Raw genomic sequence first — 26953 nt, forward strand, 5'->3', positions numbered from 1 at the left:
TGAAGATAAAAAATAAGAAAATAATTTTTATGGTGTGCATCTGTCTACTTTTTCCTTTTTTAGAAGCTATGAGCGGGAGTATGTTTACGTGGCGTCCCAAAGCAAGCAGTGATAAAAATTATTTGGTCAATAACGATTTTTTGAAGATCGACCACAAAGTAGAAATACAAGGTAACGATCATTTATTATGGACATTTCATTATGTTAAAAACACCGGTGTAACCGCAACACAGCTTGCGATAAAAATTAGTGATGACAAAATTGTTCAGCCGCTTTCTGGAAATGGCTTTTTTACAGAAACAAATTGGCTAAAGGAAAAAAGTGAGTCAGACAAGACTAGTGGCACAACAAAAAGTGAAGGGCAATTTACATTTACCACAACAAAAGACGTCCGTCCGACGATTCATTTTGACTTGTTGCAAGAAGAACCAACACCCAATTATGTTTTATCAGCAACAGAGAAAACGCATACATTGACTAACCCCCATCAAAAAGAAAATGATGAAGATAAAAAACACGCCGTTGATCAGACAGCAACTGAAAAAACACCACCCGTTGTAAAGCAAAAAGTAGTGACACCAATTACGATTAAAATGCCAACAGATCTATCAGGGTGGCCGATTGATAAGGTTAGCTTTGAAACAAAGCAAGGTAATGGCGACTGGCAAAGTGTAGATGAAACACAGCCACCATTTATTTTTTCAGACACATCGATTCGCCTGCAGTATCACTTCAATTTGGATCAGTTTTTTCAGACACCAGCAGGAGCAAAAGTCAAAGCAGAAATTGATGCAGATGAAAATAGAGAACGAAATTTTGAGTTTAGTTTTGAAATTTCTGGGGATATCCATTTGGAGAGTGATATAAAAGAAATGCTGACAATTAATGGTGAAAAAAGAGGAGAATTCACCATTAAAAAAAATGGGGGCAAAGACGGTAAAAATCATTTATGGACGGTTACATTTAATAATGAAAATTGGAGTAAAGAGAATGTTCAAGGTGAAATGAACTTAACTTCTACAGTGATCATAGAAGAAGTGACAGAAAGCATTGATGTAATGCTTGATAAAGATGCTGAAATTAAAGAAACGATTCAAATTCAACCGGTAAAAAATGAGTACAGCTTGCAAAAAGGTGTAAGTAAAGCGCCCACTAAGGTTACTTTAGCTAAAGAAGATTATCATCTCTTGGAGTGGGAAATCACCGTTACACCTGGTCGGGATAAAAAAGATCCAAGTAAATTTGTTCCAATTAAAGACTTGCGCATTGCCGATGAAGATATCACAACACTTTATCCAGAGAGTGGCGCCAAGGCCGGGTTTTACTTGCCGCCGACAGATTTAGCAGCAAAGATTAGCGAATTGGCAGATTTCCAATTGTTTAAAATTACAATGGAAGTTGACGGCAAGGACAAAGAATTACTAGCAGGAAAAGATTATAAAATTACGTATGACAAAAATAATGATAGTAAATTTTCCTTGCTGTTTTACCATTGGAATGACGGAATTGATACCCAGATAACCGGGCCGGTCAAAATTCAATACACCACGATTTTAAAAGACAATCATCCCAGTGAGATTAGCAACAGGGTTCAAAGTAACATCGCCGGCAGTAGTAAGTTAGAGGCAATAGCCAAAACGGAATACTACTATGATCATTTGCAAAAGTCAGCTGTCAGTAAGGGCAACGGTATTATTGAATGGACAGTCATTTATCATCGGGACAAAAATGAGAAAATTGACTTTATTGATGAATTAAACGATGGTCAAATCGATTTTAAGACACTTAAAGTTTTTGCCGAATTAAAAAAAGGGCAACAAGTATTTCCTAATATCGCCACCACACCAGAACAATACCACGATTTAATTACGCTTAAAGACACAAAAGAAAGTCAGTTTACATTATCCTTCAGTGAAAAAATACCAAGGGGGCGCTATATCGTCACCTATCAAAGTAAGCATGAGGATACTAAAGGCCAGACTTTAGTGGAAAATAAAATCAGCGGCGGCGACTTAACGGCAGCTTCTAGTACGTTTACTTCGTTAGCTGTTGAAAAACAAGTAATCAGACAAACGCTCTTTGACGAAAGTGTTGATAGTAACTTTAGCGATAAAACGATTTTATGGTCAGCTTCGGTTGTGACAATACCAGGTGCAGGTGAGATTTTAATTAACGATGCCGCATTACGGTTAAAAGAAGGCGTCTTTTATAAAAATGGTCTCGCTTATTATTGGAATAAAGATAGCACGCTGGCAAAAGAGGCAGTCCTTGTAACTGGAAAAAAATTTAATGAAGGAATTAATCAACCCTATTTAAAGGAAAAAGGCATAATTGTCGCTTATCAAGACGAAAATGGAGAATTTCGTGAAATTCCCACAGTAGATATCATGCTTACGATTGATAACGGCAAGTTAACTACAACAGCAGGGACAATAATAGCCGATCCTGATGCTGGAATTGCATTGCAATCTGATACATTGAAAACAGGGGAGAAAGCAGCTGGATTTCAGTTGAAGATTAATGAAAAACATGCTGGTAAAAAAATCTGGTTAGCAATGGCGACAAAATATGGCAATACACCAGAACTTGTACCGCAAGTGCCGATTAGTAATTATTTGTTTAATACAATCGAAGCACTACAAGGCACGTATCAAGGCCATGCCCAGGCGAATACGGGGTGGACGAACAATGTCCAAGTTGCTGATGCATTGAAAAAAAGAGGAACGCTTGATATAAAAAATTCTTCTGTCACCTGGGAAATATTAGCAAACACAAGAGGATATGCCATCAAAGCTGGAGATGAAATTGTCGACCATATGAATGTTTGGAAATTTGATGATAACACCACGAGCTTCATTCAGCGTATGACATTACAAGATTTGCAAGAAATCGTTGTTTATCAGTTGGAAACAAAAGATGATAAAGAAAAAAATTCGACTACAGATTGGTATCACGACTACAAAAAAGTGGAATTAAAAGTCAATGCAGATTATGAAATAATCCCGCTAAAAAATGACGGCAAGCAGTGGTCTGAAATACCAGTTTTAGAACAAACAAAAGATACCTTGGCACAGGGCTTTACCATCCGGTTTAAAAAAGATATGGGGTATGCCGCTTTTAAAGTCAGTTTTGCAACGCAACTTGATAAAGCGATTATGGCCGCTGAAAAAGGCAATAAAAATCAAATCTTAAATACAACCGCGCTGGTAACGAATAGTGGCACGACAAAAAGTGCCGCTAGTGTATCGTATACAAAAGTGGCAAGTGGGGTTTATAAAACAGCTTCAGATTTTGATGTAAAGACCATGGAAATCCCTTGGACAGCTATCGTTAATCCTGAAGGTGCTCGGTTGCATAACTTAGTGATTGAAGATACTTCATCAGACCAAGATATAATTCCGGGTAAAATTAAATTGTATTATGCCAATTTAGAAACAATAAAAGAAGGAACGAATACTTGGAAACCACAAATAGGCAAAGACGGTGAAGTAGAAACTGAGGCTTATCAACTTGAGTGGGAAAATGGCGGTTTCAAAATTTCCTTTGCCAAAGATTTCGTGGTGAGTACACCTTTAATTATTGAGTACAGCGGTAAACCGAAAAAAGCCGAGCAAAGTTATATTGAAAATCACATCAAAATTAAGTGGGGTGAAAAATCGACAAACACGCATACTGAAAAAATTGAGATCAGAAATGTCAGTGCTTCTGGTACCATTAGTGGAAATGCTAGAATGTTGACAATAAAAAAACATTCCAAAGATGAAGAGGCCTTGGCGGGTGCGAAATTCATTTTAGAAAAAAAGAACGGAGACACCTGGCAAGAAATTAACGTCAAGCAAGCTGAAGCGTCAACTTCCAACAGTGGACTACTATCTTTTACCGGACTCAGATCAGGTGATTATCGCATTAAAGAAGTCCAAGCACCAAAAGGGTACCAACTATTTTCACAATATGCTTATTTCACCTTAGACAAAGAGCAGCCAGTTATTACCGATGAAGCCGGGGATATAACAGCTACATTGAAGGAGCATTATCATTTTGCTGCTTCAGCGGATAATTTGAACTTGACTTTAAATGTAGCCAACGATGAACGTCCGCCCTTTGATTTTGAAGCTAAAAAAATACTTCAAGGTGCAACAGGAAAAGCGACTTTTGATTTTAACATTGAAACAGTAGCAGATGCTACGATTGTAGCCTATGGTTGTGGGGAAATTGAAGCAGGAAAGAGAAAAGGTGAGATAAAATTTTACACCACCGCTAAAAAAGAAGCATTAATAAAAGATTGGCGCCAATATTTAACAACAGGTGTAAAATATCGTTTAGTCGAGGTCAATAAACCAAAAGAATTTTCGGTTAAATATTACAATGAAACCAATCAAACAGAGTCCAATGAATTTGTAATTGATGAGAAAACGCAGGTGATAGCATTTACGGTCACAAATTCACGCCCAGAAGGTTTTATGCCTGCAACAGGGGGAAGGGGCACGCAGATCTTTTTAATTATGGCGGCTGCTCTAAGTAGTATTGCAGGGCTAACAGGTCTTTATTACTGGTGGCGCAATCGCAAAATGAACTAAAAATAATGCCAAATATGAAGCTGTTTTTAACGGATAAGTTTTCTTTTTAAACATAAAAGTTCATATTTGGCATTTTTTTTGCTATATTAATTAACCTGCCTTTAAAGAAAATCCTAATTTAAAAACAAGTACATGAAATTATTAGCCATCTGTTGTATAATGACAAATACTGAAAAGTTGCGACCTTCAAATCGTTAAATTTTCGGAATTAACAATGAAATGATGGTGATTACATGACAGACAACAGCAACACACGCGTTGTCGTGGGCATGAGTGGCGGAGTGGACTCTTCTGTAACCGCACTTTTGCTAAAAGAACAAGGATACGATGTCGTAGGTATCTTCATGAAAAATTGGGATGATACAGATGAAAACGGCGTCTGTACTGCAACTGAAGATTATAAAGATGTTGCGCAAGTAGCCGCTCAAATCGGGATTCCTTATTATTCAGTCAATTTTGAAAAGGAATACTGGGACCGCGTTTTTGAATATTTCTTAGCAGAATATCGTGCTGGCCGTACGCCAAATCCTGATGTTATGTGTAACAAGGAAATTAAATTCAAAGCCTTTTTAGACTATGCATTAGAATTAGGTGCCGATTATGTGGCCACTGGACACTATGCGCGCGTTACAAAAGATGAAAATGGCGTCGTTCACATGTTACGGGGTGTGGATAATAATAAAGATCAAACTTATTTCTTAAGTCAATTATCTCAAGAACAATTGGCTAAAACACTGTTTCCACTAGGTGGCATGGAAAAATCAGAAGTTCGTGCCATTGCTGAGCGGGCAGGTTTAGCAACTGCGAAGAAGAAAGATTCTACAGGGGTTTGTTTTATTGGCGAAAAGAATTTCAAGCAGTTTTTAAGTAACTATTTGCCTGCGAAAAAAGGAAAGATGGTCACTCTTGATGGACAAGTGAAAGGTGAGCACGATGGGTTAATGTATTATACAATCGGTCAACGCCAAGGATTAGGGATTGGCGGCGGCAGTGGTTCAAATGATCCGTGGTTTGTGGTCGGAAAAGATTTGGCGACCAATACGCTTTATGTTGGACAAGGCTTCCATCATGAAGCATTGTATGCAGATCGTTTGGATGCAAGTACAATTCATTTCACCACCAATGAAAAGATGCCACAAGAATTCAAATGTACGGCTAAATTCCGTTATCGTCAGGCTGATGTTCCTGTGACTGTCCGCTTGTTAGCTAATGACCAAGCCGAAGTCATTTTTGATGCACCTGTACGGGCAATTACACCCGGACAAGCAGTAGTTTTTTATGATGGGGATAAATGTCTTGGCGGCGGATTAATTGACCGTGCTTATAAAGAAGAAAAAGTTTTACAATATGTCTAAAAATTGAGATGTGCCTTCGGGTGCATCTTTTTATTATGTTTAAAATAAGACAAATATAGTTCTAGAAATTCGTTAACTTTTATTAAAAATGCGTGCATTAAATTAATATACGCCAGGATATAAGGTAAAATAAAATAATTATTTTATTAGGAGCATAAAAATGAGAGAACATTTAAGAAGTCAAAAGAATCAAAAAAAGAAGGCGTTTAAGCCGATTTTTATTATCGTTCCAATTATTTTATTGCTAGTAGCAGGAGCGGGATTTTTTGTTCATGTTACAGCAGAAAAAAAACAGCAACAAAGAATAGCTCTCGTGGAAGATTTCACCCGCTATTTGGCGCAAGGAAAATACAAAAGTCTGCCTAAAACATTGTTAGCAGATACTGCGCAAAGAAATGGCTACAGCAACAAAGAAATTATCGAAAAATATCAAAATATTTTTACTGCAATCGATGCAAAAAATATCAAAATGACTAATTTGAAAATAACAGAACAAAAAGATAACAAATATCAAGTGACCTATGAATTGTCGCTTGCAACAGCTATGGGTCAGTTGAAAAATTTAAAGTACCAAACGTATTTGGCTTATGAAAAAGAGCAGCCTAAATTGGAATGGGGTCCAAATCTGATTTTTCCTCAAATGAGTGGCAAAGATAAAGTAAGTCTAACAGTAGATGAACCTGTGCGCGGGGAAATTTTAGATCGAAACAATCAGCCTCTAGCAGAAAATGGACAACTGCAACAATTAGGTGTAGTACCGCAAAAACTAGGTGAAGGCACTGAAAAAGAAAAGAATATTAAGAAAATCGCCACAGATTACAATTTAACTGAAAAACAAATTACGCAAGCTTTAGAACAAAGCTGGGTAAAGCCAGATTATTTTGTACCATTAAAAATTGTGGATGAAGCAAAAGGTTTGCCCACAGGTGCAAGTATTAAAGAAATTACGGGGCGAAAATATCCTTTAGGAGCAGCGGCAGCACATTTAGTGGGATACTTAGGTAAAATTACGGCTGAAGATTTGAAAAAACATCCGGAATTAACGAGTGAAGGACAAATTGGGCGCGCGGGCTTAGAAGCAGCTTATGATGAAACGCTGCGGGGAAAAGCAGGAGGAAAATTAGCGATTACTGATGAAAAAGGGAACGAAAAAACTGTTTTACTAGAAAATACCAAGCAAGATGGCAAAACAGTGCAGTTAACTATCGACAGTACGCTACAGGAATTAGCTTATCACGCATTGGCTGAAAAATCTGGTGCGACTGTTGTCAGTGCACCAAAAACTGGCGATTTACTAGCTTTAGTTAGCAGCCCAAGCTATGACCCTAATAAGATGACGAATGGGATTTCCCAAAAAGATTATGATGCTTATGAAAAAGATGAAAAGAAACCATTCTTAAATCGTTTGGTAACAGGTTATGCACCAGGTTCAACCTTTAAAACAATTACAGCAGCGATTGGATTAGATAATGGTAGTCTAAATCCTAACGAAAAATTAGCGATTAATGGTTTGAAGTGGCAACAAGATTCCTCTTGGGGAGATTACTATGTCACGCGGGTAGCTGATGTAGCCAGCGTGGACTTAAAAGACGCGTTGGTTTATTCCGATAATATTTACATGGCGCAAGAAACATTGAAAATGGGTGAAAAAGCTTTTCGAAGTGGCTTAGACAAATTTATTTTTGGTGAAAAAATGGATCTGCCACTGGCGATGAATCCCGCTCAAATTAGCAACGAAAAAAGTTTTGATTCCAAAATTTTGTTAGCCGATACCGGTTATGGGCAAGGGCAACTGCTAATTAATCCCATCCAACAAGCTACCATGTATTCTGTTTTTGCTAACGAAGGGACGCTGGTTTATCCCAAGCTTGTAACAGATGCGAAAGTAAAAGAAAAAAACGCAGTTGTAAAATCTTCCAGTGTAGAGAAAGTCAATGAAGACTTAAAGGCTGTTGTAAGTGATCCCAATGGTACGGCTCATAGTTTAAGCAGTCTAGGCTTTACACTTTTTGCTAAAACAGGTACCGCCGAAATTAAAGAAAAACAAGATGAACGGGGCCAAGAAAATAGCTTTTTACTTGCCTATGAAGGAAAAAATAGTGGCTATCTCTTTATCAGTATGTTAGAAAATCGTCAAGATAATGAATCGGCCACCCAATTAGCACCGAATGTTTTACAATATTTACATGATCATTATGAATAAAATTTTGAAATATCTGAAATAAATGGCGTCTTCTGATACCTGTGGATCAGAAGATGCCTGATATTCAGGTATTTTTTTGTTTTTAACTCTCTTTTTTATCTATTGAAAAAAATAATGAGAAATATAAAAAAAGTGTTTTGTTTCACGAAAACTATTCTATACTTAATTTAAAACAGAGCAGTAATAAAAAAATACAGATTTTATAACTTTAAAAATAAATTAGGCAACTAAGCATCCGCTTGAAAAACAATCGTCTAGGATGCTTAAAAAAATAAGCATCCTAAGCAAAAACTTTTGCCTATTTTTGTCAAAATTTTTTTCTTAAAAAGAATAAAATTCACAAACTTAATCAAATTAAATAAAAATAATTATAGTTATTTAAGTTTGGTGCGAATTTCTTGTCATCCACACGTTTCGTGAGTATGATTAATGCAAATGGGGAATAAAAGGAGCAATAAACTATGTACCAGGTTGTTATAATGTATGGGGATAATGAGCCGTGGTGGTTTTTTGAAGATTGGCAAGCTGATGTAACAGAAGAGTATACCTTTAACGATTTAACAGCGGCAGAACAATTTTACGAAAATAAGTGGCTTGAGTTGAGCCCGCATTTTTCAAATTTGAAATCACATCCGAATTACCAAGCTGCTTTTTGGAATGAAAGCGATGAGCGTTGGTGTGAAGAATGTGATGATTACTTGCAGCAGTATACCGGCTTAGCTTTATTGAAAGACTACAACGCTGTAGTTGAAAAAAGTTCCAATCGTTTGTGTCAAACCATCAACGGTGAAGGTAAATTACGAGTTTGTAAACGTAAAGTTGCCAACTAATCATTATTTGTAAGCTTGAACTGGCTGTGGTGGCTGGTTTAAGCTTTTTTATTGTCGAAAGTCTCATAATCGAAAAAACTAAAGACTAGCTTAAATAGAGTTTGTAAGATTGTTTAATAGCAGTTTAGCTTTTTTAAGGGAGCTGTTATAATGAAAGGCACGTAATTTATCAAAATTGCGTTTGAAAAATTGAATTATTTTACATCATAAACAAGATGTTTAAAAAAGATTGCAATTAATTTTCTTAAAGGAGCCAGTATGGGGAAAAAATTAGTACTAACTGAAAAACCAAGTGTGGCCAAAGACTTTGCTAAAGTATTAGGAGCCAAGCCACAGGGAAAAGATTATTTTGAAAATGAACAATACGTCATCACTTGGGCCTATGGTCATTTATTAACATTAAAATTACCAGAAGATATTAAACAAGAGTGGAAAACTTGGAATATGGAAACCTTGCCTATGATTCCAAAACACATCGGCATTAAGCCACTTCCTAAAACAAATCGTCAATTAAAATTAATCGCAAATTTAGCCAAACGAAAAGATATTATCGGTGGGATTATCGCCACAGATGGTGGACGTGAAGGTGAAGCTGTGGGGCGTTATATTTTTGAATGGATTCGTTTTACTAAACCATTAGAACGCCTATGGATTTCTTCTCAGACAACCAAAGCTGTTAAAACGGGTTTTAACCAATTAAAACCGGCAAAACAATACGATAATTTATACCAATCTGCTGTTGCCAGAGGAAAAGCTGACTGGCTGGTAGGCTTAAATGTTACCCGTGCTTTAACTGTCAAATATCACGACAGTCTAAGTGCCGGAAGAGTGCAGACGCCGACACTTGCACTAGTGGCAAGAGCGCAAGAAAAATCCGAAAAATTTATCCCACAAACTTATTACACGGTGGATCTGCTTTATGGCAATGAAAAAGGGCGCCTGCAATTGAAAAATCCACAACAATTTCAAAACCGGAATGAAGCAGAAGCTGTTGTGGCGAATTGGCAAAACCAAATTGGTAAAGTAACAGATGTCACGACTAAAGAAAAAAGACAGTCTGCTCCATTGCCTTATGATTTAACGGAATTACAACGAGTAGCAAATAGCCTGTATCAATACTCAGCGAAAAAGACATTATCATTAGTCCAAAGCTTGTATGAAACCCATAAAGTAGTCAGCTATCCTCGGACGGATTCGAAATATTTACCACAAGATGTGGCGGCAACATTAAAAGAAAGACTTCAAGCACTAGCAAATGTGGATGCGCGGGCAAAAGAATATTTAAAAAATGGTGCCCAAGTAAAACAAAAAGCTGTTTTCAATGATAGCAAAGTAACAGACCACTATGCTTTAATTCCGACTGAAGAACGGCCCCGCTTTGAAAAGATGTCTACAGACGAAAGCCGGATTTATCATCTTATTATAGAACGCTTCTTAGGCTTATTTGCAGAACAATATGTTACCGTTAATGTAAAGGCAGTTGTCCAATTTCCTGAGGGTGAATTTATTTTCCGACAAGAAAAAGTTTTACAAAGTGGTTGGCAAAAAGCTAATGAAAAAGTAGCTGAAAAAATTGACTGGCAACAGGTTAAAAGTGTCAAAGGGCAATTTGCGATTAATAAAGAACTGACGACACCGCCCAAACTTGCAACTGAGGGCAGTTTATTACAACAAATGGAAAAATATGCGTTAGGAACACCAGCTACTCGAGCAGAGATTATTGAAAAATTATTAAAATCAGAACTAATGGAACGACGTGGCAATGCTTTAGCTGTTACACCAAAAGGGCGCCAACTGTTGAGCCTAGTCAATACTTCCTTGGTTAGTCCAGAGTTAACGGCAAAATGGGAGAAAAGCTTAGAAAATATTGCACAAGGACGAGAATCTGCGACCGCCTTTTTAAAAGGGATTGAAACAGATACGGCCCGTTTGGTTAGTGAAATTAAAAATTCCAAGGAGACCTATAAAGATTATTCCTTAACAACGAAAATTTGCCCAGAATGTGGCTCTCAGTTAAAGGAACGAAATACCAAAGATGGAAAAATTTATCTTTGTTCCAATAGCGAGTGTAGCTATCGTCGGCGAAAAGAACCCAAAATTTCCAATCATCGTTGTCCGCAATGCCATAAAAAAATGGAAATTTTGGAAGGCAAAAATGGTGCCTTCTTTAAATGTAAATATTGTGGGATCACAGAAAAAATTCCTGATAAAAAAGCCCGCAATAAAAAGATGACCAAACACGAAGAACGAAAATTAGTGAAGAAATACAGTCAACAAGAAGAAGCTGCAGAAAGTCCATTGGCTTTAGCCTTGAAGGCAGCACTAAAACAAGAAGACTGATCCTTTTAAAATTTTGAACCAACAACAGTAAAATAAAGTCCTTTAAAGAGCACAGCCAACTAGGTGTGCTCTTTTTTTAGTAAAATGGTTGCATCTTCACGCTGTAATAAAATCAATGTAAAATTTTATTTGTCATAATAAGTCATATTTAATATATTTTATTTGTTATTTTGATTTTCTAATTTTTCCGGCTGGTATATGAAAAAAATCTTCTTTTTTTATGCTGATAACAAAACCAAATGAGCTAATATTCGTAAAAATACATACGTTATCGAACTTATCACGAGTATTTTTTTATAATAAGACAACGAAAAACTGCGCCAATTTATTTTGTCAGCAAAAAAAGAATCGTGATAAATACGCGTTTTTTCTAAAGTGTTTAGCAAGTAAAGTTGAGATAATCTTAGAGATAAAATTCATTTTTCACAATTATTTCGCCATTTTATTATAACTGTTATGTAAAAAAGCTTTGTGTTAAACTGCACAAGTGACTTTATGCTCGCAATTTTCTGACAATTACAAAGTTAGATAATGACGAGTGTAGTAGCATCGCATTGGGATTTTAAGGGGAATAATTATAGGGGAGATGAAAACAAGAAGATGAAGCGCCAATTTAACACAGAAAAAAATATGCAACCATTACCACAGCAGCACGAGAAAGCTTCCGTTGTCAAAGTGACATTAAATCGAATCTACATTATTTTGACAATGGTGTTTTGGGCAGTGTACGTAGCATCGACAATTTATTATCAAATTACCAAGGGTAATGGCAGTTTTCAAAAAGCGGTGGAAGCGGCACTTTATATTATTATCGTAACCACGCTTTGCTTTTCGGCAATGATTTATTTATTTTCGCGCCAAGGGGCGTTATTACGCTTTAAAGCGCATAAACGCATTCCCCGTGAAATGTTGGACAGCTACTTTGCCAAAAATCAATCAGATATTACCGTTTTGGTTCCTTCTTATGATGAAGAAGTTACCGTCATTCGACAAACGCTATTATCCGCTGCTTTGCAAGAGTACCCTAAAGTATTGGTTCGACTATTAATCGATGATAAACCAAATCCGAGTACACCAGAAGCGGCAGCAAAACTACAACAGACAAAGCAATTGGCACGCGACATTAATCAGCTGTTGGCAAAACCGCATCAACGTTTTAAAAAGGCTCTGGAGCAATTTAAAGCTGGACAACAGCCCAATTTTATTAAAAATCAGGAACTGTTAAAAGTCGTTGCCGAATATCATTTTGCTGTCAAATGGTTACAAAATTTTGCTGCCAGCGAACCGCATGAAGATCACGTGGATGATTTTTTTGTGAATCATGTCATTTTAGACTTAGCAGAAGAATTAGCAATTACTGCAAAGGCAGTTGAAAAAGTTGTAGAAGAAAAGAGTCAGTTACCTGTTGAACGGGTTGAACAATTATACTGCCGCTTAACTTGGATTTTTGGTGCAGAGGTGGACTACTTCCAACGTAAAGAATATATTTCTTTATCCCACGAGGCCAATAAGGCAATGAATTTGAATTCTTATATCGACTTAATGGGTAAAAATTATCAAGTCAAAAAGACTGAAGTCGGAAAAGTCTTATTGCCAGTGGCACCAGCACAAAAAGCCGATTTTGTAGTACCAGATAGTGAGTTTTTACTAACCTTAGATGCAGACTCACTTTTATTAAGAGAATATTGTCTGCGCCTAGTTTATTTATTGAATCAACCTGGAAACGAAAAAATCGCGGTAACGCAAACACCTTATTCTTCTTTTCGCGGTTGTCCTTCACGAATTGAACGAATTGCCGGTGCGACGACAGACATTCAACATATTTTGCACCAAGGAACAACCCATTATGGGGCGACTTTTTGGGTAGGGTCGAATGCAGTTATCCGCAAGTGTGCCTTAGAAGATATTGCCGAAACAGAAATCGTGCAAGGATTTCCAGTCCGACGATTTATTCAAGATAGAACCGTTATTGAAGATACAGAGTCTAGTGTTGACTTAGAAAAACATGGCTGGGAATTGTATAACTATCCGGAGCGTTTAAGTTATAGTGCTACGCCGCCGGATTTTGGTTCTTTAATTATTCAACGGCGACGCTGGGCGAATGGTGGTTTATTAATTTTACCCAAATTATTTGCCACAATAAAAGAGCGGCGCCAACAAGGAAATCCACTTAAAATGATGGAAATTTTCATGCGCTTAAATTATATGGCTTCAATTGCTTGGGCAAGTTTTGGCCTAATCTTCCTTTTAGCCTATCCCTTTGATGATAATTTATTAAGTGTTTATATTATTTGTGCAGCAGCGCCGTATTTTATCGCAATGGCGAGTGATTTGCATTACTGTCGGTATAAACGGTTGGATATTTTACGAATTTATGGTTTTAATTTAATTTTGTTAGCTGTTAATTTAGCTGGCGTAGTGAAATCCATTCAACAATATCTAACCGGCGAAAAAATTCCTTTTGCACGAACGCCAAAAGTAAATGACCGCACAGCTTCGCCAACGCTTTATTTATTAGCGCCGCTTGTAATTATTACTTTTTCAGCTTTCATTTGCTGGCGTTCTTATACGGCCGGAAATTTTCCAAACGCAATCTTTGCCGGTTTCAATGCCTTTACGGCAAGTTGGGCAGCCTTAGCTTATATTGGAATTAAAAATACCATTGTGGATTTTGTTTGCAATTTTATCAACTGGCTTTTTGTTGATGTCAAAACAAAAGATGCAGGTGAGGATCGCAAAAAAGAAGAATTAAATTGGCGCTCTGTTTTATATTATGGCGATGATTCAGAACAAGTACCATTATCTGTTGCCCTAGGCCAAAGTGTGACCCCACAGGAGGAAAAATAAGTGATGAGCAATGATAAGAAAAATAAAAGCCGACGCCTTTCGCTTTTTCGGTGTCTCGTTGTGTTAGTAATTATCGGTGGGGCGGTCACTTTATTTTTGAATGGCGACAAATTAGTAGCGACAGGAACAAAGAAAAAAGAAGTAAAACAGCAAACTACTGCACCTTGGTTTGCGTCTTATGTAGATACGACGTTAACGCCGCAATACGCATTTGAACAATACGCTGATAATGTGGTCTTATCTTTTGTAGTGGCCCAAAAAAATGGACAAAAACCAAGTTGGGGGGCAGCATATTCTTTAGATGAAGCCAGTAATGATTTAGATTTGGATCGTAGAATTGCACGTCTCCGTCAAAAAGGCAGCGAGATCATTGTCTCGTTTGGTGGCTTATTAAATGATGAATTAGCATTGGCCTACCAAAAGCCAGCAGAACTTGCGAAAGCCTATAAAAGTGTCATCGACCGTTATGAATTAAATACCATTGATTTAGATTTAGAAAACAAAGGACTTACGGATAAAGAAGCAGGAAAACGCCGAGGAGAGGCGTTAGCGCAGTTGCAAGCCGAACAAAAGAAGGAAAATAAAAAATTAGCGATTTGGCTGACCTTACCAGCAACACCAAAAGGGTTAACCAAAGATGGAACAGATGCAGTGGCGACATTATTAACAGCTGGTGTTGACTTAGCGGGTGTCAATATTATGACTATGAATTATGGGGATAGTCGCGATAAAAAATTGTCCATGGCAGAAAATTCAATTAATGCGTTAAAACAAACGCATCGTCAATTAAAAATCTTGTATCAAGAACAAGATATTAATTTGACCAATGAAACATTATGGACCAAGCTAGGTGCAACACCAATGATTGGGCAAAATGATGTTCTTTCTGAAGTTTTCACTTTGCAAGACGCGCGCAAGTTAAATACATTTGCCAAAAAGAAAAATTTAGGTCGCGTTTCGATGTGGTCAGCCAATCGTGACCGCAAATCGCGAGAAAGTAATATTAACACGCAAGTAGTTTCCAATCACGCCACTGGAGTAAAACAAGAAGAAGGCGAATTTGCCAACCTACTAAAAGAAGGATTGACTGGAAGTATCAAAGCAGATGCAAAACGAGAAACGGTATCTGAATTAAGTGAAGAAGAGTTGCAAAAAGCCGATGATCCAGCAACTTCACCTTATGAAATTTGGCAAGAAGCAGGGGTATATTTGGCAGGAACTAAAGTTGTTTGGAAACACAATGTCTATCGGGCAAAGTGGTGGACAAAAGGCGAGGCACCAGATAGTCCAGTTTTACAATCAAGTGAAATTCCATGGGAATTAGTCGGACCCGTTTTACCTGGGGAAAAACCATTACCCAAAGTCCAATTACCAGCCGATGCCTATCTCCAGTGGAATAGCGAAGTCGTTTATCATAGCGGTGATCGGGTTATGTTTGAAGGCGTTGGTTACGAAGCGAAATGGTGGAATCAAGGTGAAAATCCAGAAAAATCTGGGGCAAATTCTGACGAGGCACCATGGCAAGCGTTAACACAGGCTGAAATAAAAGAATTTTTGAAAAAATAAAAAAGAAAGCGTAACAGAAACGTTTTGTTTCAAAAAAACGCAGTCTTATTTTGAGGAAAAGTCGTATATAAAAAAAGTACCGTGGCAAGATTTTTGCCATGGTACTTTTTTATATTGCTTAAAAGCTAAGGGTGTCCACGAAGCTTTTTATCTTATTACTAAAGAGCTGATTAAGTTCATGGCGCCTTTCTTATTTAACGGTCTGGCAAAACTAGATTTAAGAAAATCCCGATTAACGTCGATAACGCCATAGCCGATAATGTGAAGGTACCAGCTTCAAAAACTAGACCACCAATCCCAATTACAAGAATACTTGAAGTAATCAATAAGTTTTTCTTTTTATCAAAGTTGGTATTATTCTCAACTAAAATTTTTAGTCCGCTAGCTGCGATAACTCCGAATAAAACAAAGCTGATACCAGAAATAACTGGGCCAGGAATACTTAAAATTAATGCACTTAATTTTCCTACGAAGCCTAAAACGATAGCTAAAACAGCGGCACCGCCAATTACAAAAACGCTGTGAACACGAGTAATAGCAAGTACACCGATGTTTTCGCCATAACTTGTTACCGGTGGTCCACCTACAAATCCGGCTACGATTTGTGCCAAACCATCTCCCATTAGTGTACGATCCATCCCGGGGTTTTTAAAGAAATTACGTTTGGTTAATTTGTTTAAAACCATCAAATGTCCGATATGTTCAGTCATTGTTACAAAGGCAATTGGAGCCATAGTTGTGATGGCATTTAGATAAAGTTTAGGTTGATATTGTACAAACATGACTTCAAAGGCTGGTAATTGGAACCAAGGAGCGTCAATAACAGGTTGGAAGTCAACGATACCAGCAACCAATGCAATTAAGTAGCCAGAAATAATACCTAATAAAATCGGAATCAAACCTAGAAATCCCGTTAAAAACATATTGAAGACGATCGTTACGGCAAGCGTCAACAATGCAACTGCAACATATTTGAAATCATATGCTCCACTGGCGTTGTACATGGCGTTGTTGGCGGCGTTGCTAGCTAGGCCAAGACCTATAACCATAATGACTGGTCCGACAACAATTGGTGGTAAAACTTTATCTAACCAATTGGTACCGATTTTTTTGATGATAAATGAAACGATGAGATAAACCATACCTGTAGTCAATGCACCTTGAGCAATAGCAGGATAGCCGTCTGTTTTCATTAACATTTGCATTGCCGCAATAAAAGCAAAGCTACTGCCGAGATAGGCTGGAATTTTTCCTTTCGTAACAGTCAAGTAGACAAGTGTGCCAAGTCCTGAACTCACTAAAGCGATACTTGGATTAATCCCAACTAATATAGGTACTAAAACTGTTGCGCCAAACATAGTAAATAAGTGCTGCAAACTTAGGCCAAACCAATGTAATGGCGCTGGTCGATCGTGGATGTCTAAGACGACATCATCATTGTGAAAGTGAATATCATTTTTTTCTTCCATGAGAATCCTCCTAAAAAATTGGTACAAAAAAATCCTACCCTTTTAGGCAGGAGGATCGTCAATGGCTACAATGGAGATAAAATTCCCCAATTGATTTGCAACGGACCCTTCTTAGCCTCTCTGGACTATGTTAAAGGATGACTTGAAAAAATTAACAGCCGCAGCTATTAAAATAATTTTTCAGAGGTGAATTTTTTTGCTGTTAAAAATATACACTACAAAAAGGCAGATAGCAAGGAGAATTCCTCAAAAACTGTTAAGTACATATTAGAATAAATTAAAAAATACTGCTAAATTTAGGAACAAAATAATTGTCATTTTTTTGAATAGTGAAAACAAGAATCAAGAGTGCAAAAAATTATCATAGTAATTTCTAAAAAGTGCATCTAATACTATATGCAGTGTTGTAAACATATTGTATTCAGCATTAGGATTGTTATTTAGTCTTGGAAGTTCAGAAGTCTGATAATAAAGGTTATTGACAGTTAGACTAGATAAATGATTTTTAGTTAGTGGTGTAATGGAAATTATTTCTGTTCCTTTTAATAGGATTAAACGTGAAATTTCAGTTACTTCGGTATTTTCACCACTAAAAGAGACAACTATAACGAGGTCGTTTGGTGTCACTTCTTCAGCAATCCAACGAAACTCAGTTATTGAAGGGACAGAAATTAGAAATACTCCTATAGTCATAAAATTTCTAACTAATAATTCAGTTGCATTTCTTTCACCCCAATCTGTGCCAAAAACAAATATCTTAGTTGCTTTTGCAATTAACTCGCTCATAGGTATCAAATTTGTTTCTGATATTAAGCTAATTGTCTTATTTACATCATTTTGTAGTAAATCCCAACTTTCCATACTGATTTTTTCTTGTCGTTCAAGCTCTGACTTTAGAAAAAACTTCAATTCGTTAAATCCAGAAAATCCCAATTTTTTTGATAATCTGGTCACGCTAGCTGGACTAGTAAAGGTTACTTCTGCTAAATCTGCAGTTTGCATGGAAATCACCTTACTTTTAGCGGATAGGATATATTCAATTAGACTGTATTCAGTATTCGAAAAAGTTTTAATTTTATTGATTCTTTCTTCTAATCTCATCTTTGACCTCATGATATTAATTGTGAAATGGATTTCGCATTATGAAATAGAAATCATAAAATGCAAACAAAACCGCTTTCATTGAAATGGGTATTTTTTCTTTTCTATTTAATTATAATGTGAGTATAACATAAAGAAAGTCGAGTGATAGTTATGAAAATGAATAATTTGAAAGTTGTAATCGCAGGTGGTGGGAGTACGTACACACCTGGAATTGTTCAAGCAATGATTAATAGTAGAGATAAATTTAATTTTACATCGATTACATTATACGATATTGATGAAATGCGTAATGATGATATGTATCAGATCATTGACTACATGTTAAAAAAAGAAGGCCTTGAAAAAGAAGTCACCTTATCTCAGACCACAGATCCTAAGTTAGCTTTTCTAAAATCTGACTTTATTTTTTCTCAAATACGTGTAGGCGGTATGGAAATGAGAGAAATCGACGAAAAAATTCCACTTAGCCATGGTTTGGTTGGGCAGGAAACGTGTGGACTCGGTGGTTTTTCCTATGGATTACGCTCGATTAAAGGATTGTTGGAAATTGTGTCCTATGTGGATCAATATGCTCCAGATGCTTGGTTATTGAACTATACAAATCCGGAAACATTAGTTTCAGAAGCAGTTCGTAGAGCATTTCCACATGTAAAAATGTTGAATGCGTGTGATATGACAATTTCGATTGAGGAAACAGTTGCAATTAATTATGGTTATGACCGTAAAAATTGGATTCCGACATATTATGGATTAAACCATTTTGGATGGTATACATCAATTTATGATAAATCTTTAGATCGTGACGTTATGCCAGAAATTATTGAAAAATTGAATGCAGATGGATTACAAGTTGCTGATTTTAATTCAGGTGATAAGACGTGGCAAGAAGCGTGGGATATGCTGTGTGTTATGACAAAAAATTTTCCGGACTTTCTACCAAATAATTACTTAGAGTATTATCTATATTCAAATGAAGTTGTAGAAAAATCCAATCCCCAATATACCCGTGCAAATATGGTTATGGAAGGTCGAGAAAAGCGTACCAAAGAAATGTCAAGAAAAATTAGAGAAAAAGTAGATGGAGATATTTTAGATTTTAATTTTGGTGAACATGGCCAATATATTGTTGATATGGCTGTATCAATATTGAATGATAAGCATGATCGATTTATGCTTATTGTTCCCAATATGGGGGCTATTCCCAATTTGCGTAGTGATGCAATGGTGGAAATTCCTGCTTATGTTGGTAGAACGGGTGCTGAACCAATCTCTTTAAGATTTGAGATTAATGACTTTCATAAAGGTTTAATGGAGGCACAAAATGCAGCTGAAAAACTATTAGTTGATGCGTATTTTGAAAACTCTTATCAAAAAGCTTTACAAGCTTTTACTTTGAATCAAACTGTACCATCTGCAAAAGTTGCAAAAGTTGTCTTAGATGAATTAATTGAAGCAAATGGAGATTTTTGGCCGGAGTTAAATTGAAAATAGGAGGATTTCTACTATGATGGCAAAAGTTCAGCGTTTTGGGGGCGCAATGTTTACACCAGTATTATTCTTTGTTTATTCAGGGATAGTTGTTGCAATTGCTTCTGTTGTTAATAATCCAGATATTGTTGGAACAATAGCATCTGATGGGACTATGTGGAATAAAATTTGGCAAATAATTGAATCAGGTGGCTGGACAGTTTTTAATAACATGGAAATTCTGTTTGCGATAGGGTTGCCGTTAGGGTTAGCAAATAAAGCTAAGTCAAGAGCTGCGTTAGAATCATTTGTTTTGTATATGAGTTTTAATGTCTTTGTCTCAAAAATTTTGGAACTATTTGGTTCAAACTTTGGTGTAGATTTTTCTCAAGAAGCAGGAAATGGATTGAAGATGATAGGTGGTGTCAAAACGCTCGATACAGGTGTATTAGGTGCGATTGTAATTGCTGCTATTGCAATTTATCTTCACAATAAATTTTTTGATACTAAATTACCTGAATTTTTGGGTATTTTTCAAGGATCAGCACTTGTTGCTATGATTGGTTTTTGGGTAATGTTAGCTGTGGGATTTTTATTTGCTTGGATTTGGCCTATGTTCCAACATGGTGTGCAGTCTTTACAAGGATTTATGGTAAGGTCAGGAAATTTTGGTGTATTTACTTATATTTTCTTGGAGAAAGCTTTATTACCAACTGGATTACATCACTTTATCTACGCGCCTTTTCAATATGGTCCGGCTGTTGTGGAGGGGGGAACAACTTTGTATTGGATGGAGCATATGAAAGAATTTGCTTCATCAACACAAAGCTTGAAGTCGTTATTTCCTGAAGGTGGTTTTAGTTTGCAAGGCCTATCTAATCTTTTCGGGATTCCAGGTATTGCATTAGCCTTTTATGTAACTGCTAAGAAAGAAAATAAGAAAAAGGTATTAGCTTTAATCGTTCCAGGTGTATTGACTGCGGTCTTATGTGGTATTACAGAACCATTTGATTATACATTTCTATTCGTAGCACCCGCTCTATTTTTTATTCATGCATTACTTGCTGCGATTTTGGCAACAACAGAGTATGCCTTTGGTGTAGTTGGTGATATGGGCGGTGGATTAATTGAATTGATAACAAAAAATTGGATTCCCATGTGGGCTAACCATTGGCAGACATACTTACTTCAAGTCGGTATCGGCTTAGTATTTATCATTATATATTTCTTTGTTTTTAGAACTTTGATTTTACGATTTGACTTTAAAACACCGGGTAGAACCAGTGATGAAGTAGAATTATTTACAAAAAAAGATTTCAAAGAAAAACAGTTAGGTGGAGAGTCTACGTTATATTCTGATCAGGCAATTGGTTTTTTAAACGCTTTTGGAGGAGCAGAGAATATTGACTCAGTTGCTAATTGTGCGACAAGATTGCGAATTTCGGTAGTAGATGAACGAAAAGTAAAAGATGACAATGCGTTTAAACAATTTGGAGCCCATGGAGTTGTTCGCAACAAAAATGCTTTTCAGGTTATTGTTGGATTATCAGTGCCACAAGTTAGAGAAGCTTTTGAAGCCTATATGAAGTCAAAAAGTTAACAAAACAGCTCACTTCTGAAAAGAAGTGAGCTGTTTTTAGGAAGGAATCAGGATTATGCAAATTTTTATGATGTTTCTTCCCGCATTGGGATGGGGAATAATGCCAATTTTAGCAAAAAAAATAGGTGGTAAACCAGAAGATCAATTATTAGGAACAACTTTAGCAGCTTTGGTATTCTCATTTATGTTTAGCAGCTGTTCTAATACAAATATTAACTTTAATTCATTGATATTTATAGTAGGCTTCTTGTCGGGGGCTTTTTGGTCAATTGGTCAGTTACTGCAATTTATTGCTCTAAAAGGAGAGTCTGTCTCTCAAGTAATGCCATTATCAAATGGTACACAGATAATTTTTGTAACACTGAGTGGTGGAATATTACTTAACGAGTGGCACTCATTAATAAGTTTTATAGTTAGTATTGTTGGAATTGTATCTATTTTAATAGGAATAAAATTATTTCCAGCAACAAGAGAAGGTCCAAATAAAACGGAAAATTCAAAAATAGCTCCTTTGAAAGTAATGATAATAATTCTGATTTCATCATTTTCTTTGTGTTTATATATCATTTTCCCGAAACTTTTCCAAATAAAAAATGAAAGTCTAATTTTACCTCAAGCTATTGGGATGTTTGTTACAACGCTGGTCATTAGTAATCTACGCAAGGTTAAGTACAATAAAAAGTTAGTTTCTAAAAACATTTTGACAGGAGTGGCTTGGTCAATTGCTAATTTTAGCCTCTTTCGTTTAAGCGAAAGTGTTTCGATATCATTTGCATTTTTATTATCTCAATTAGCGGTATTCATTTCTGTAATTCTAAATAGTATTATTGCATATACGAATGGAGAACGAAGCGATAATAAAAAGATAGTATTTGGAATGATATTTTTTCTTTTTGGAATTCTCTTTTTTTCAATCTCCAAATAAATTTATCGAGCTGAGAGATAATTTTACTCACTAAAGTTATAAAACTATGATGTCTTTTTTTCGCTTAAACCAGAAGGGGCAATCCCAAATTGTTTTTTAAAAGATTTACTGAAATGGTAAGCATCTTGATAACCTGTTGCTTGAGCAATTTGTTTGATCGTTAAAGGTGTCGTCTTTAATAAATGCTTTGCTTCTTTTAAACGCAATTTGATTAAGTAATTGATGGGACTTTCACCGACTATTTCTTTAAAAAGGCGCGATAAGTAGGCTGGGCTGACAAACTGCGCTTGTGCCAGCTGTTCTAATGTTATTTCTTCTTTAAAATGATTTTCCAAAAAGTAAATAGTATCGTTAACAATTTTTTGCTGCCGTTGTTGGCGACTGGAAAGAAAAGTCGGTTGCCGCTCGTTGGTATCATCTAAGCCGCGTAAAATATGCACCAGCATTTCACTAACAAGAATTTTGCGCAAAACAAGGGTTTCTGGTGCGTCTTGATACAGTTCTTCTAAGAGGCGCCAAGCGATTTGCAACACATTTTGCTGGTGACGACCCAAATTTAAAATGGGACTTTTATGGGGAAATGTATTTCTCGGCAAACCTTGTAAAGTAAAATTCTTAATACCGATATGCAATTGATGAGACGTTTGTTTTACATGGCGCTCCATATGGTGGTAGCCCGGGTTAAACAATAAAACTTGTCCTGCTCGAATAGTTGTTTGAGGTAAGTCTTCAAAAAAATACTCGGATTCGCCTTCTAGCACTAAAGAAATTTCTAAAAAATCGTGGGCGTGAAATTCACCGACCCAGTCTTCATCACAACAGGCATCAAAGAGATATAATATTTCGGGATTAAAAGTCTGGGCGTTAATTAAATGCATGATAGGCTCCTATATTTTGTATTTAACTAAAAATAGTCTAAGTAATAAAATAAAATACAATTGTTGCAATCGTTTTAAAAAAAATTGATTAAAAAAATAATGGAATAATAAATTTTGAAAATCGTCTTTGTTAATATTTTACATCATTTTAAAGAAGATATCCCATTTCTTTTCCAATTGATTGCTCTAAGATGTTTATAGACAAGAAGTTGGAGGTGAGTGGATGTCTAATATGCAATGGATTTGGCAGTATGTAAAAAAATCGCGTAATCATTTTGGCCTTATTTGCTTATTTATTATAATCAATGCTGTTTTAATTGTGGTGAATCCTTATGTTGGAGGGTTAATTGTCGATGATGTCATTAATCAAGGGAAAAAAACGTGGTTACTACCTTTGATTGCACTGATGATTGGTACAACTGTTTTTCGGACAATTGTCCGTTACCTGTATCAAATTTTGTGTGAAAGAATGAGTCAAAACGCAATTTATGCCTTGCGAGAGGATATGTATCACAAATTGCAAAGCTTAGATTTTGATTTTTTTAATCATACGCGGGTGGGCGATATCATGGCGCGCATGACAGGGGATGTGGATGCAATTCGGCATTTCGTCGCATGGGTAACTTACAATATCGTAGAGTGTGTCTTATGGTTTTTGGCAGCAGTCATCGTGATGGCTTTTATTAGTTGGCAGCTGACTTTGGCGTTGTTGATCGTTACGCCGATTATTTTTGTTTTAACTAATAAAATGGCCAAAGAGGCGCATCCTAAGTTTTTTGAAATACGGGAGAGTTTTTCACGATTAAATTCTATGGTAGAAGAAAATATCGGTGGTAACCGAGTGGTAAAGGCTTTTGCTAGAGAAGATTTTGAGTTAGATAAATTTAAGCAATACAACGAAGACTTTAAACAACGCAATATGGAATCGGCTAAAGTCTCGGCCCGCTTTTTACCATGGTTGGATGGCTTTGCTGGTACATTAGCAGTCATCACACTGGTTTTCGGGGGAATTTTGGTTATTGGCGGTAACATGACGTTAGGGCAATTAGTAGCTTTTAATGGTTATTTGTGGATGTTAAATAATCCTTTGCGGATGAGTGGTTGGTTGATCAATGATGTCCAGCGCTTTAACGCCGCATGTATTAAGATTCGTCAATTACTAGGGCAAAAATCAAGTATTCCAGTAGAAGAAGAGGAGACACTTAATCCGATTAAAGGAGAAGTTGTCTTTGAAAATGTTAGTTTTCATTTTTCAGATGATCCGGAACATAATGTTTTATCCAATATCAGTTTTAAAACCGGACCAGGTAAAACAGTCGGTATTTTAGGCGAAACCGGTTCTGGTAAAACGACGTTAGTAAATTTAGTTGGTCGCTTTTATGACCCGACAAAAGGACGCGTTTTGATTGATGGCAAAGATGCAAAAGAATATCCCGTGCGACAATTGCGAGAAAATATCTCCATGGTAATGCAGGATGTGTTTTTATTTTCAAATACTATTTCTGATAATATTGCTTTTGGTAATCCTTATGCTGATGAAAACTTTATCCGCCAAATGGCGACAGTTGCAGATGCCGATTCCTTTATTGCGCGGATGCCACAAGGGTATGAGACTGTCGTCGGAGAACGAGGCGTGGGCTTGTCTGGTGGGCAAAAACAGCGGATTTCCTTGGCTCGCGCTTTGGCAAAAAATCCTTCTATCTTAATTTTAGATGATACAACGTCAGCTGTGGATATGGAGACAGAATCGAAAATTCAGCACGAATTGGCAAAACTGACGACAGAAAAAACGACGTTTGTCATCGCCCATCGCATTTCTTCTGTCAAAGATGCGGACTTGATTCTTTTAATGGAAAAAGGTCATGTCGTAGAACAAGGAACCCACGAAGAATTAGTTACAAAGCGTGGAAAATATTATGAAGTGTATCGTAAGCAGCTTGGTTTGACAGGGGGGCAAGAAGATGGCGCGTAATCGTTTTGATGAAGATGAAGAGTTAGCCCAAGAGTTTCGCTGGGGCGATTTAAAACGGCTATTAAGCTATGTCGCACCTTATAAAAAAGCGATTTTTGTCGTGTTGGCTACCATCATTTTGGCCAATGGCCTGGGGATGTTAGGTCCTTATTTAACCAAAATTGCTATTGATACGGTTATTCCGCAACAAGACAGTAATCGTTTGTTGTTTTTAGGCGGGATTTTTCTTTTGTCTTTAGTGGTGATTGGGTGGTGTATGCACTATCGCATCATGCACATCACAGAAATTGGGCAAGATATGTTAAAAGATATGCGTTTTGATATTTTTGAACATTTACAACGATTGCCTTTTTCTTATTTTGATAATCGTCCCCATGGCAAAATTTTGATTCGGGTTGTAAATTACATTAATACCCTGAGCGATTTATTAAGTAATGGTTTAATTAATTTAATTTCAGATATTTTCAGTGTCGTCATTACTTTAGCTTTTATGTTTTTTATCGACGTCCGTTTAACGTTATACAGCTTGATCTTATTGCCAGTCCTTTTTGTCATGGTATTGATAATTCAAAATAAGCAGCGAAAAGCCTATCAAGTATTGAGTAACAAGCAATCTAATCTGAATGCTTATATTCATGAAAGTATTGCAGGGATTCGGATTACGCAATCTTTTGCCAGGGAAAAAGAAAACGCCCGCGTTTTTGATGAAGTTAGTGGGGAATATCGGACTTCTTGGATGAAGGCTGTCAAAATTCAATTTCTTTTATGGCCCGGTGTGCAAAATATTGCCGTTTTGACAACCTGTATTATTTATTATGTTGGTATCTCTTCTTTAGGGGTTAATGTCACGACGGGGACTTTGATTGCTTTTTTAAGCTATATCAATAATTTTTGGAATCCTGTTATTAATATTGGAAACTTTTATAATTCTTTAATTACGGCGAGTGCTTATTTGGAACGGATTTTTGAAACGTTAGATGAAATTCCCGATATTCAAGATGCACCAGATGCCAAAGTTTTACCGCCAATTAAAGGAAATGTTGATTTTGAAGATGTAATTTTCCGTTATGAAGAGGGCAAAAATATTTTAAATGGTGTTGATTTCCATGTGGAAGCCGGCCAAAGTATTGCATTAGTTGGGCCTACTGGAGCGGGTAAAACCACTGTAATTAATTTACTTAGTCGCTTTTACGATGTAAATTCCGGCAGTGTTAAAGTTGACGACATTGATGTACGCGCGGTGACATTACAGTCATTACGGAGTCAAATGGGGGTTATGCTGCAAGATACGTTTATTTTCTCTGGAACTATTATTGAAAATATTCGCTATGGTAAACTCGATGCTAGTAAAGACGAGATTATCGCCGCTGCTAAAGTTGTTCGAGCCCATGATTTTATTAAGGATTTAAAAGATGGTTATGAAACAGTGGTAGAAGAAAGAGGAAGTACGCTATCGGCAGGACAGCGGCAATTAATTTCCTTTGCCAGAGCATTATTGGCGGATCCTAAAATCTTAATTTTAGATGAAGCTACTTCAAGTATTGACACCAAAACAGAAGAACTATTGCAAGAAGGATTGCAACAGTTGCTAAAAGGAAGAACGTCCTTTATTATTGCACACCGTTTATCAACGATAAAAAATGCAGACCGTATTTTTTATGTAGCTGGGGGCGTCATTGCTGAAAGTGGCAATCACGAAGAGTTAATGAAACAACGGGGTTTGTATTATCACTTGTATCAATCCCAGTACGATTTATTACAGGCAATTTAACAACGTTTATTCTAAGAAAAAGAGCCAGGATAAAAATCCTAGCTCTTTT

General features: G+C 36.5%; 15 protein-coding genes. 12 read left to right on the forward strand and 3 right to left on the reverse strand.

Going from position 1 to position 26953, the window contains the following annotated elements; all coding sequences use genetic code 11:
• Window positions 1-80: 80 nt before the first annotated feature.
• The 7 genes from AC6R0T_RS02195 to AC6R0T_RS02225 all read left to right on the forward strand — a co-directional run bounded on the left by AC6R0T_RS02195 (window position 81) and on the right by AC6R0T_RS02225 (window position 15718).
• Window positions 81-4577, forward strand: a complete 4497-nt coding sequence (locus tag AC6R0T_RS02195) for a SpaA isopeptide-forming pilin-related protein (RefSeq protein WP_303753785.1) — start codon at window positions 81-83, stop codon at window positions 4575-4577.
• Window positions 4578-4810: 233 nt separating this feature from the next.
• Window positions 4811-5932: a tRNA 2-thiouridine(34) synthase MnmA gene (mnmA, locus tag AC6R0T_RS02200; protein ID WP_230710294.1), complete on the forward strand. Its 1122-nt coding sequence runs from the start codon at window positions 4811-4813 to the stop codon at window positions 5930-5932.
• Between the two features lie 160 nt (window positions 5933-6092).
• The gene (gene pbp4 / locus AC6R0T_RS02205; RefSeq protein ID WP_303753786.1) at window positions 6093-8135 is read left to right on the forward strand and encodes a penicillin-binding protein PBP4(5); all 2043 of its coding nucleotides are present in this window, start codon (window positions 6093-6095) and stop codon (window positions 8133-8135) included.
• 461 nt (window positions 8136-8596) lie between these two features.
• Window positions 8597-8965, forward strand: a complete 369-nt coding sequence (locus tag AC6R0T_RS02210; RefSeq protein WP_303753787.1) for a DUF1033 family protein — start codon at window positions 8597-8599, stop codon at window positions 8963-8965.
• A 258-nt stretch (window positions 8966-9223) separates the two neighbouring features.
• Entirely contained in the window at window positions 9224-11305 is a 2082-nt protein-coding gene (locus tag AC6R0T_RS02215) for a DNA topoisomerase 3 (protein WP_303753788.1), read from the forward strand.
• A 600-nt stretch (window positions 11306-11905) separates the two neighbouring features.
• Window positions 11906-14152: a glycosyltransferase family 2 protein gene (locus AC6R0T_RS02220; protein ID WP_303753789.1), complete on the forward strand. Its 2247-nt coding sequence runs from the start codon at window positions 11906-11908 to the stop codon at window positions 14150-14152.
• A 3-nt stretch (window positions 14153-14155) separates the two neighbouring features.
• Window positions 14156-15718, forward strand: a complete 1563-nt coding sequence (locus AC6R0T_RS02225) for a chitinase (protein ID WP_282461655.1) — start codon at window positions 14156-14158, stop codon at window positions 15716-15718.
• A 194-nt stretch (window positions 15719-15912) separates the two neighbouring features.
• On the opposite strand, the gene AC6R0T_RS02230 is transcribed toward AC6R0T_RS02225, so the two are convergent.
• Together AC6R0T_RS02230 and AC6R0T_RS02235 are read right to left on the reverse strand one after the other, a co-directional pair.
• The gene (locus AC6R0T_RS02230; RefSeq protein WP_206902253.1) at window positions 15913-17187 is read right to left on the reverse strand and encodes a solute carrier family 23 protein; all 1275 of its coding nucleotides are present in this window, start codon (window positions 17185-17187) and stop codon (window positions 15913-15915) included.
• 342 nt (window positions 17188-17529) lie between these two features.
• The gene (locus AC6R0T_RS02235) at window positions 17530-18288 is read right to left on the reverse strand and encodes a MurR/RpiR family transcriptional regulator (protein WP_230710281.1); all 759 of its coding nucleotides are present in this window, start codon (window positions 18286-18288) and stop codon (window positions 17530-17532) included.
• A 153-nt stretch (window positions 18289-18441) separates the two neighbouring features.
• Between AC6R0T_RS02235 and AC6R0T_RS02240 the strand changes: the two genes are divergently transcribed.
• The 3 genes from AC6R0T_RS02240 to AC6R0T_RS02250 are packed head-to-tail and all read left to right on the forward strand — an operon-like array spanning window position 18442 to window position 22283.
• On the forward strand, window positions 18442-19776 hold the full coding sequence (locus tag AC6R0T_RS02240; protein ID WP_500559746.1) for a family 4 glycosyl hydrolase: 1335 nt from the start codon (window positions 18442-18444) through the stop codon (window positions 19774-19776).
• 19 nt (window positions 19777-19795) lie between these two features.
• A complete protein-coding gene (locus AC6R0T_RS02245) occupies window positions 19796-21358 on the forward strand; it encodes an alpha-glucoside-specific PTS transporter subunit IIBC (RefSeq protein ID WP_173102229.1) in 1563 nt (520 codons plus the stop codon).
• Window positions 21359-21413: 55 nt separating this feature from the next.
• On the forward strand, window positions 21414-22283 hold the full coding sequence (locus AC6R0T_RS02250; RefSeq protein ID WP_303753790.1) for a GRP family sugar transporter: 870 nt from the start codon (window positions 21414-21416) through the stop codon (window positions 22281-22283).
• A gap of 44 nt (window positions 22284-22327) precedes the next feature.
• On the opposite strand, the gene AC6R0T_RS02255 is transcribed toward AC6R0T_RS02250, so the two are convergent.
• Window positions 22328-23161: a helix-turn-helix domain-containing protein gene (locus AC6R0T_RS02255; RefSeq protein WP_206902254.1), complete on the reverse strand. Its 834-nt coding sequence runs from the start codon at window positions 23159-23161 to the stop codon at window positions 22328-22330.
• Between the two features lie 223 nt (window positions 23162-23384).
• Between AC6R0T_RS02255 and AC6R0T_RS02260 the strand changes: the two genes are divergently transcribed.
• Window positions 23385-25133, forward strand: a complete 1749-nt coding sequence (locus tag AC6R0T_RS02260) for an ABC transporter ATP-binding protein (protein ID WP_282461652.1) — start codon at window positions 23385-23387, stop codon at window positions 25131-25133.
• Window positions 25123-26904, forward strand: coding sequence for an ABC transporter ATP-binding protein (locus tag AC6R0T_RS02265; RefSeq protein WP_206902256.1), 1782 nt, complete (start codon window positions 25123-25125; stop codon window positions 26902-26904). The genes AC6R0T_RS02260 and AC6R0T_RS02265 overlap by 11 nt, the downstream gene beginning before the upstream one ends.
• The last annotated feature ends 49 nt before the right edge of the window (window positions 26905-26953 follow it).

Source organism: Enterococcus sp. S86.2 (assembly GCF_059834485.2).

Excerpts from the sequence above, each read along its gene's own strand:
- pbp4 (WP_303753786.1), top strand. The coding sequence starts at position 6,093 with ATGAGAGAACATTTAAGAAGTCAAAAGAATCAAAAAAAGAAGGCGTTT.
- mnmA (WP_230710294.1), top strand. The coding sequence starts at position 4,811 with ATGACAGACAACAGCAACACACGCGTTGTCGTGGGCATGAGTGGCGGA.
- AC6R0T_RS02265 (WP_206902256.1), top strand. The coding sequence starts at position 25,123 with ATGGCGCGTAATCGTTTTGATGAAGATGAAGAGTTAGCCCAAGAGTTT.
- AC6R0T_RS02210 (WP_303753787.1), top strand. The coding sequence starts at position 8,597 with ATGTACCAGGTTGTTATAATGTATGGGGATAATGAGCCGTGGTGGTTT.
- AC6R0T_RS02250 (WP_303753790.1), top strand. The coding sequence starts at position 21,414 with ATGCAAATTTTTATGATGTTTCTTCCCGCATTGGGATGGGGAATAATG.
- AC6R0T_RS02215 (WP_303753788.1), top strand. The coding sequence starts at position 9,224 with ATGGGGAAAAAATTAGTACTAACTGAAAAACCAAGTGTGGCCAAAGAC.
- AC6R0T_RS02220 (WP_303753789.1), top strand. The coding sequence starts at position 11,906 with ATGAAGCGCCAATTTAACACAGAAAAAAATATGCAACCATTACCACAG.
- AC6R0T_RS02235 (WP_230710281.1), bottom strand. The coding sequence starts at position 18,288 with ATGAGATTAGAAGAAAGAATCAATAAAATTAAAACTTTTTCGAATACT.
- AC6R0T_RS02195 (WP_303753785.1), top strand. The coding sequence starts at position 81 with ATGTTTACGTGGCGTCCCAAAGCAAGCAGTGATAAAAATTATTTGGTC.
- AC6R0T_RS02260 (WP_282461652.1), top strand. The coding sequence starts at position 23,385 with ATGTCTAATATGCAATGGATTTGGCAGTATGTAAAAAAATCGCGTAAT.
- AC6R0T_RS02240 (WP_500559746.1), top strand. The coding sequence starts at position 18,442 with ATGAAAATGAATAATTTGAAAGTTGTAATCGCAGGTGGTGGGAGTACG.
- AC6R0T_RS02225 (WP_282461655.1), top strand. The coding sequence starts at position 14,156 with ATGAGCAATGATAAGAAAAATAAAAGCCGACGCCTTTCGCTTTTTCGG.
- AC6R0T_RS02230 (WP_206902253.1), bottom strand. The coding sequence starts at position 17,187 with ATGGAAGAAAAAAATGATATTCACTTTCACAATGATGATGTCGTCTTA.
- AC6R0T_RS02245 (WP_173102229.1), top strand. The coding sequence starts at position 19,796 with ATGATGGCAAAAGTTCAGCGTTTTGGGGGCGCAATGTTTACACCAGTA.
- AC6R0T_RS02255 (WP_206902254.1), bottom strand. The coding sequence starts at position 23,161 with ATGCATTTAATTAACGCCCAGACTTTTAATCCCGAAATATTATATCTC.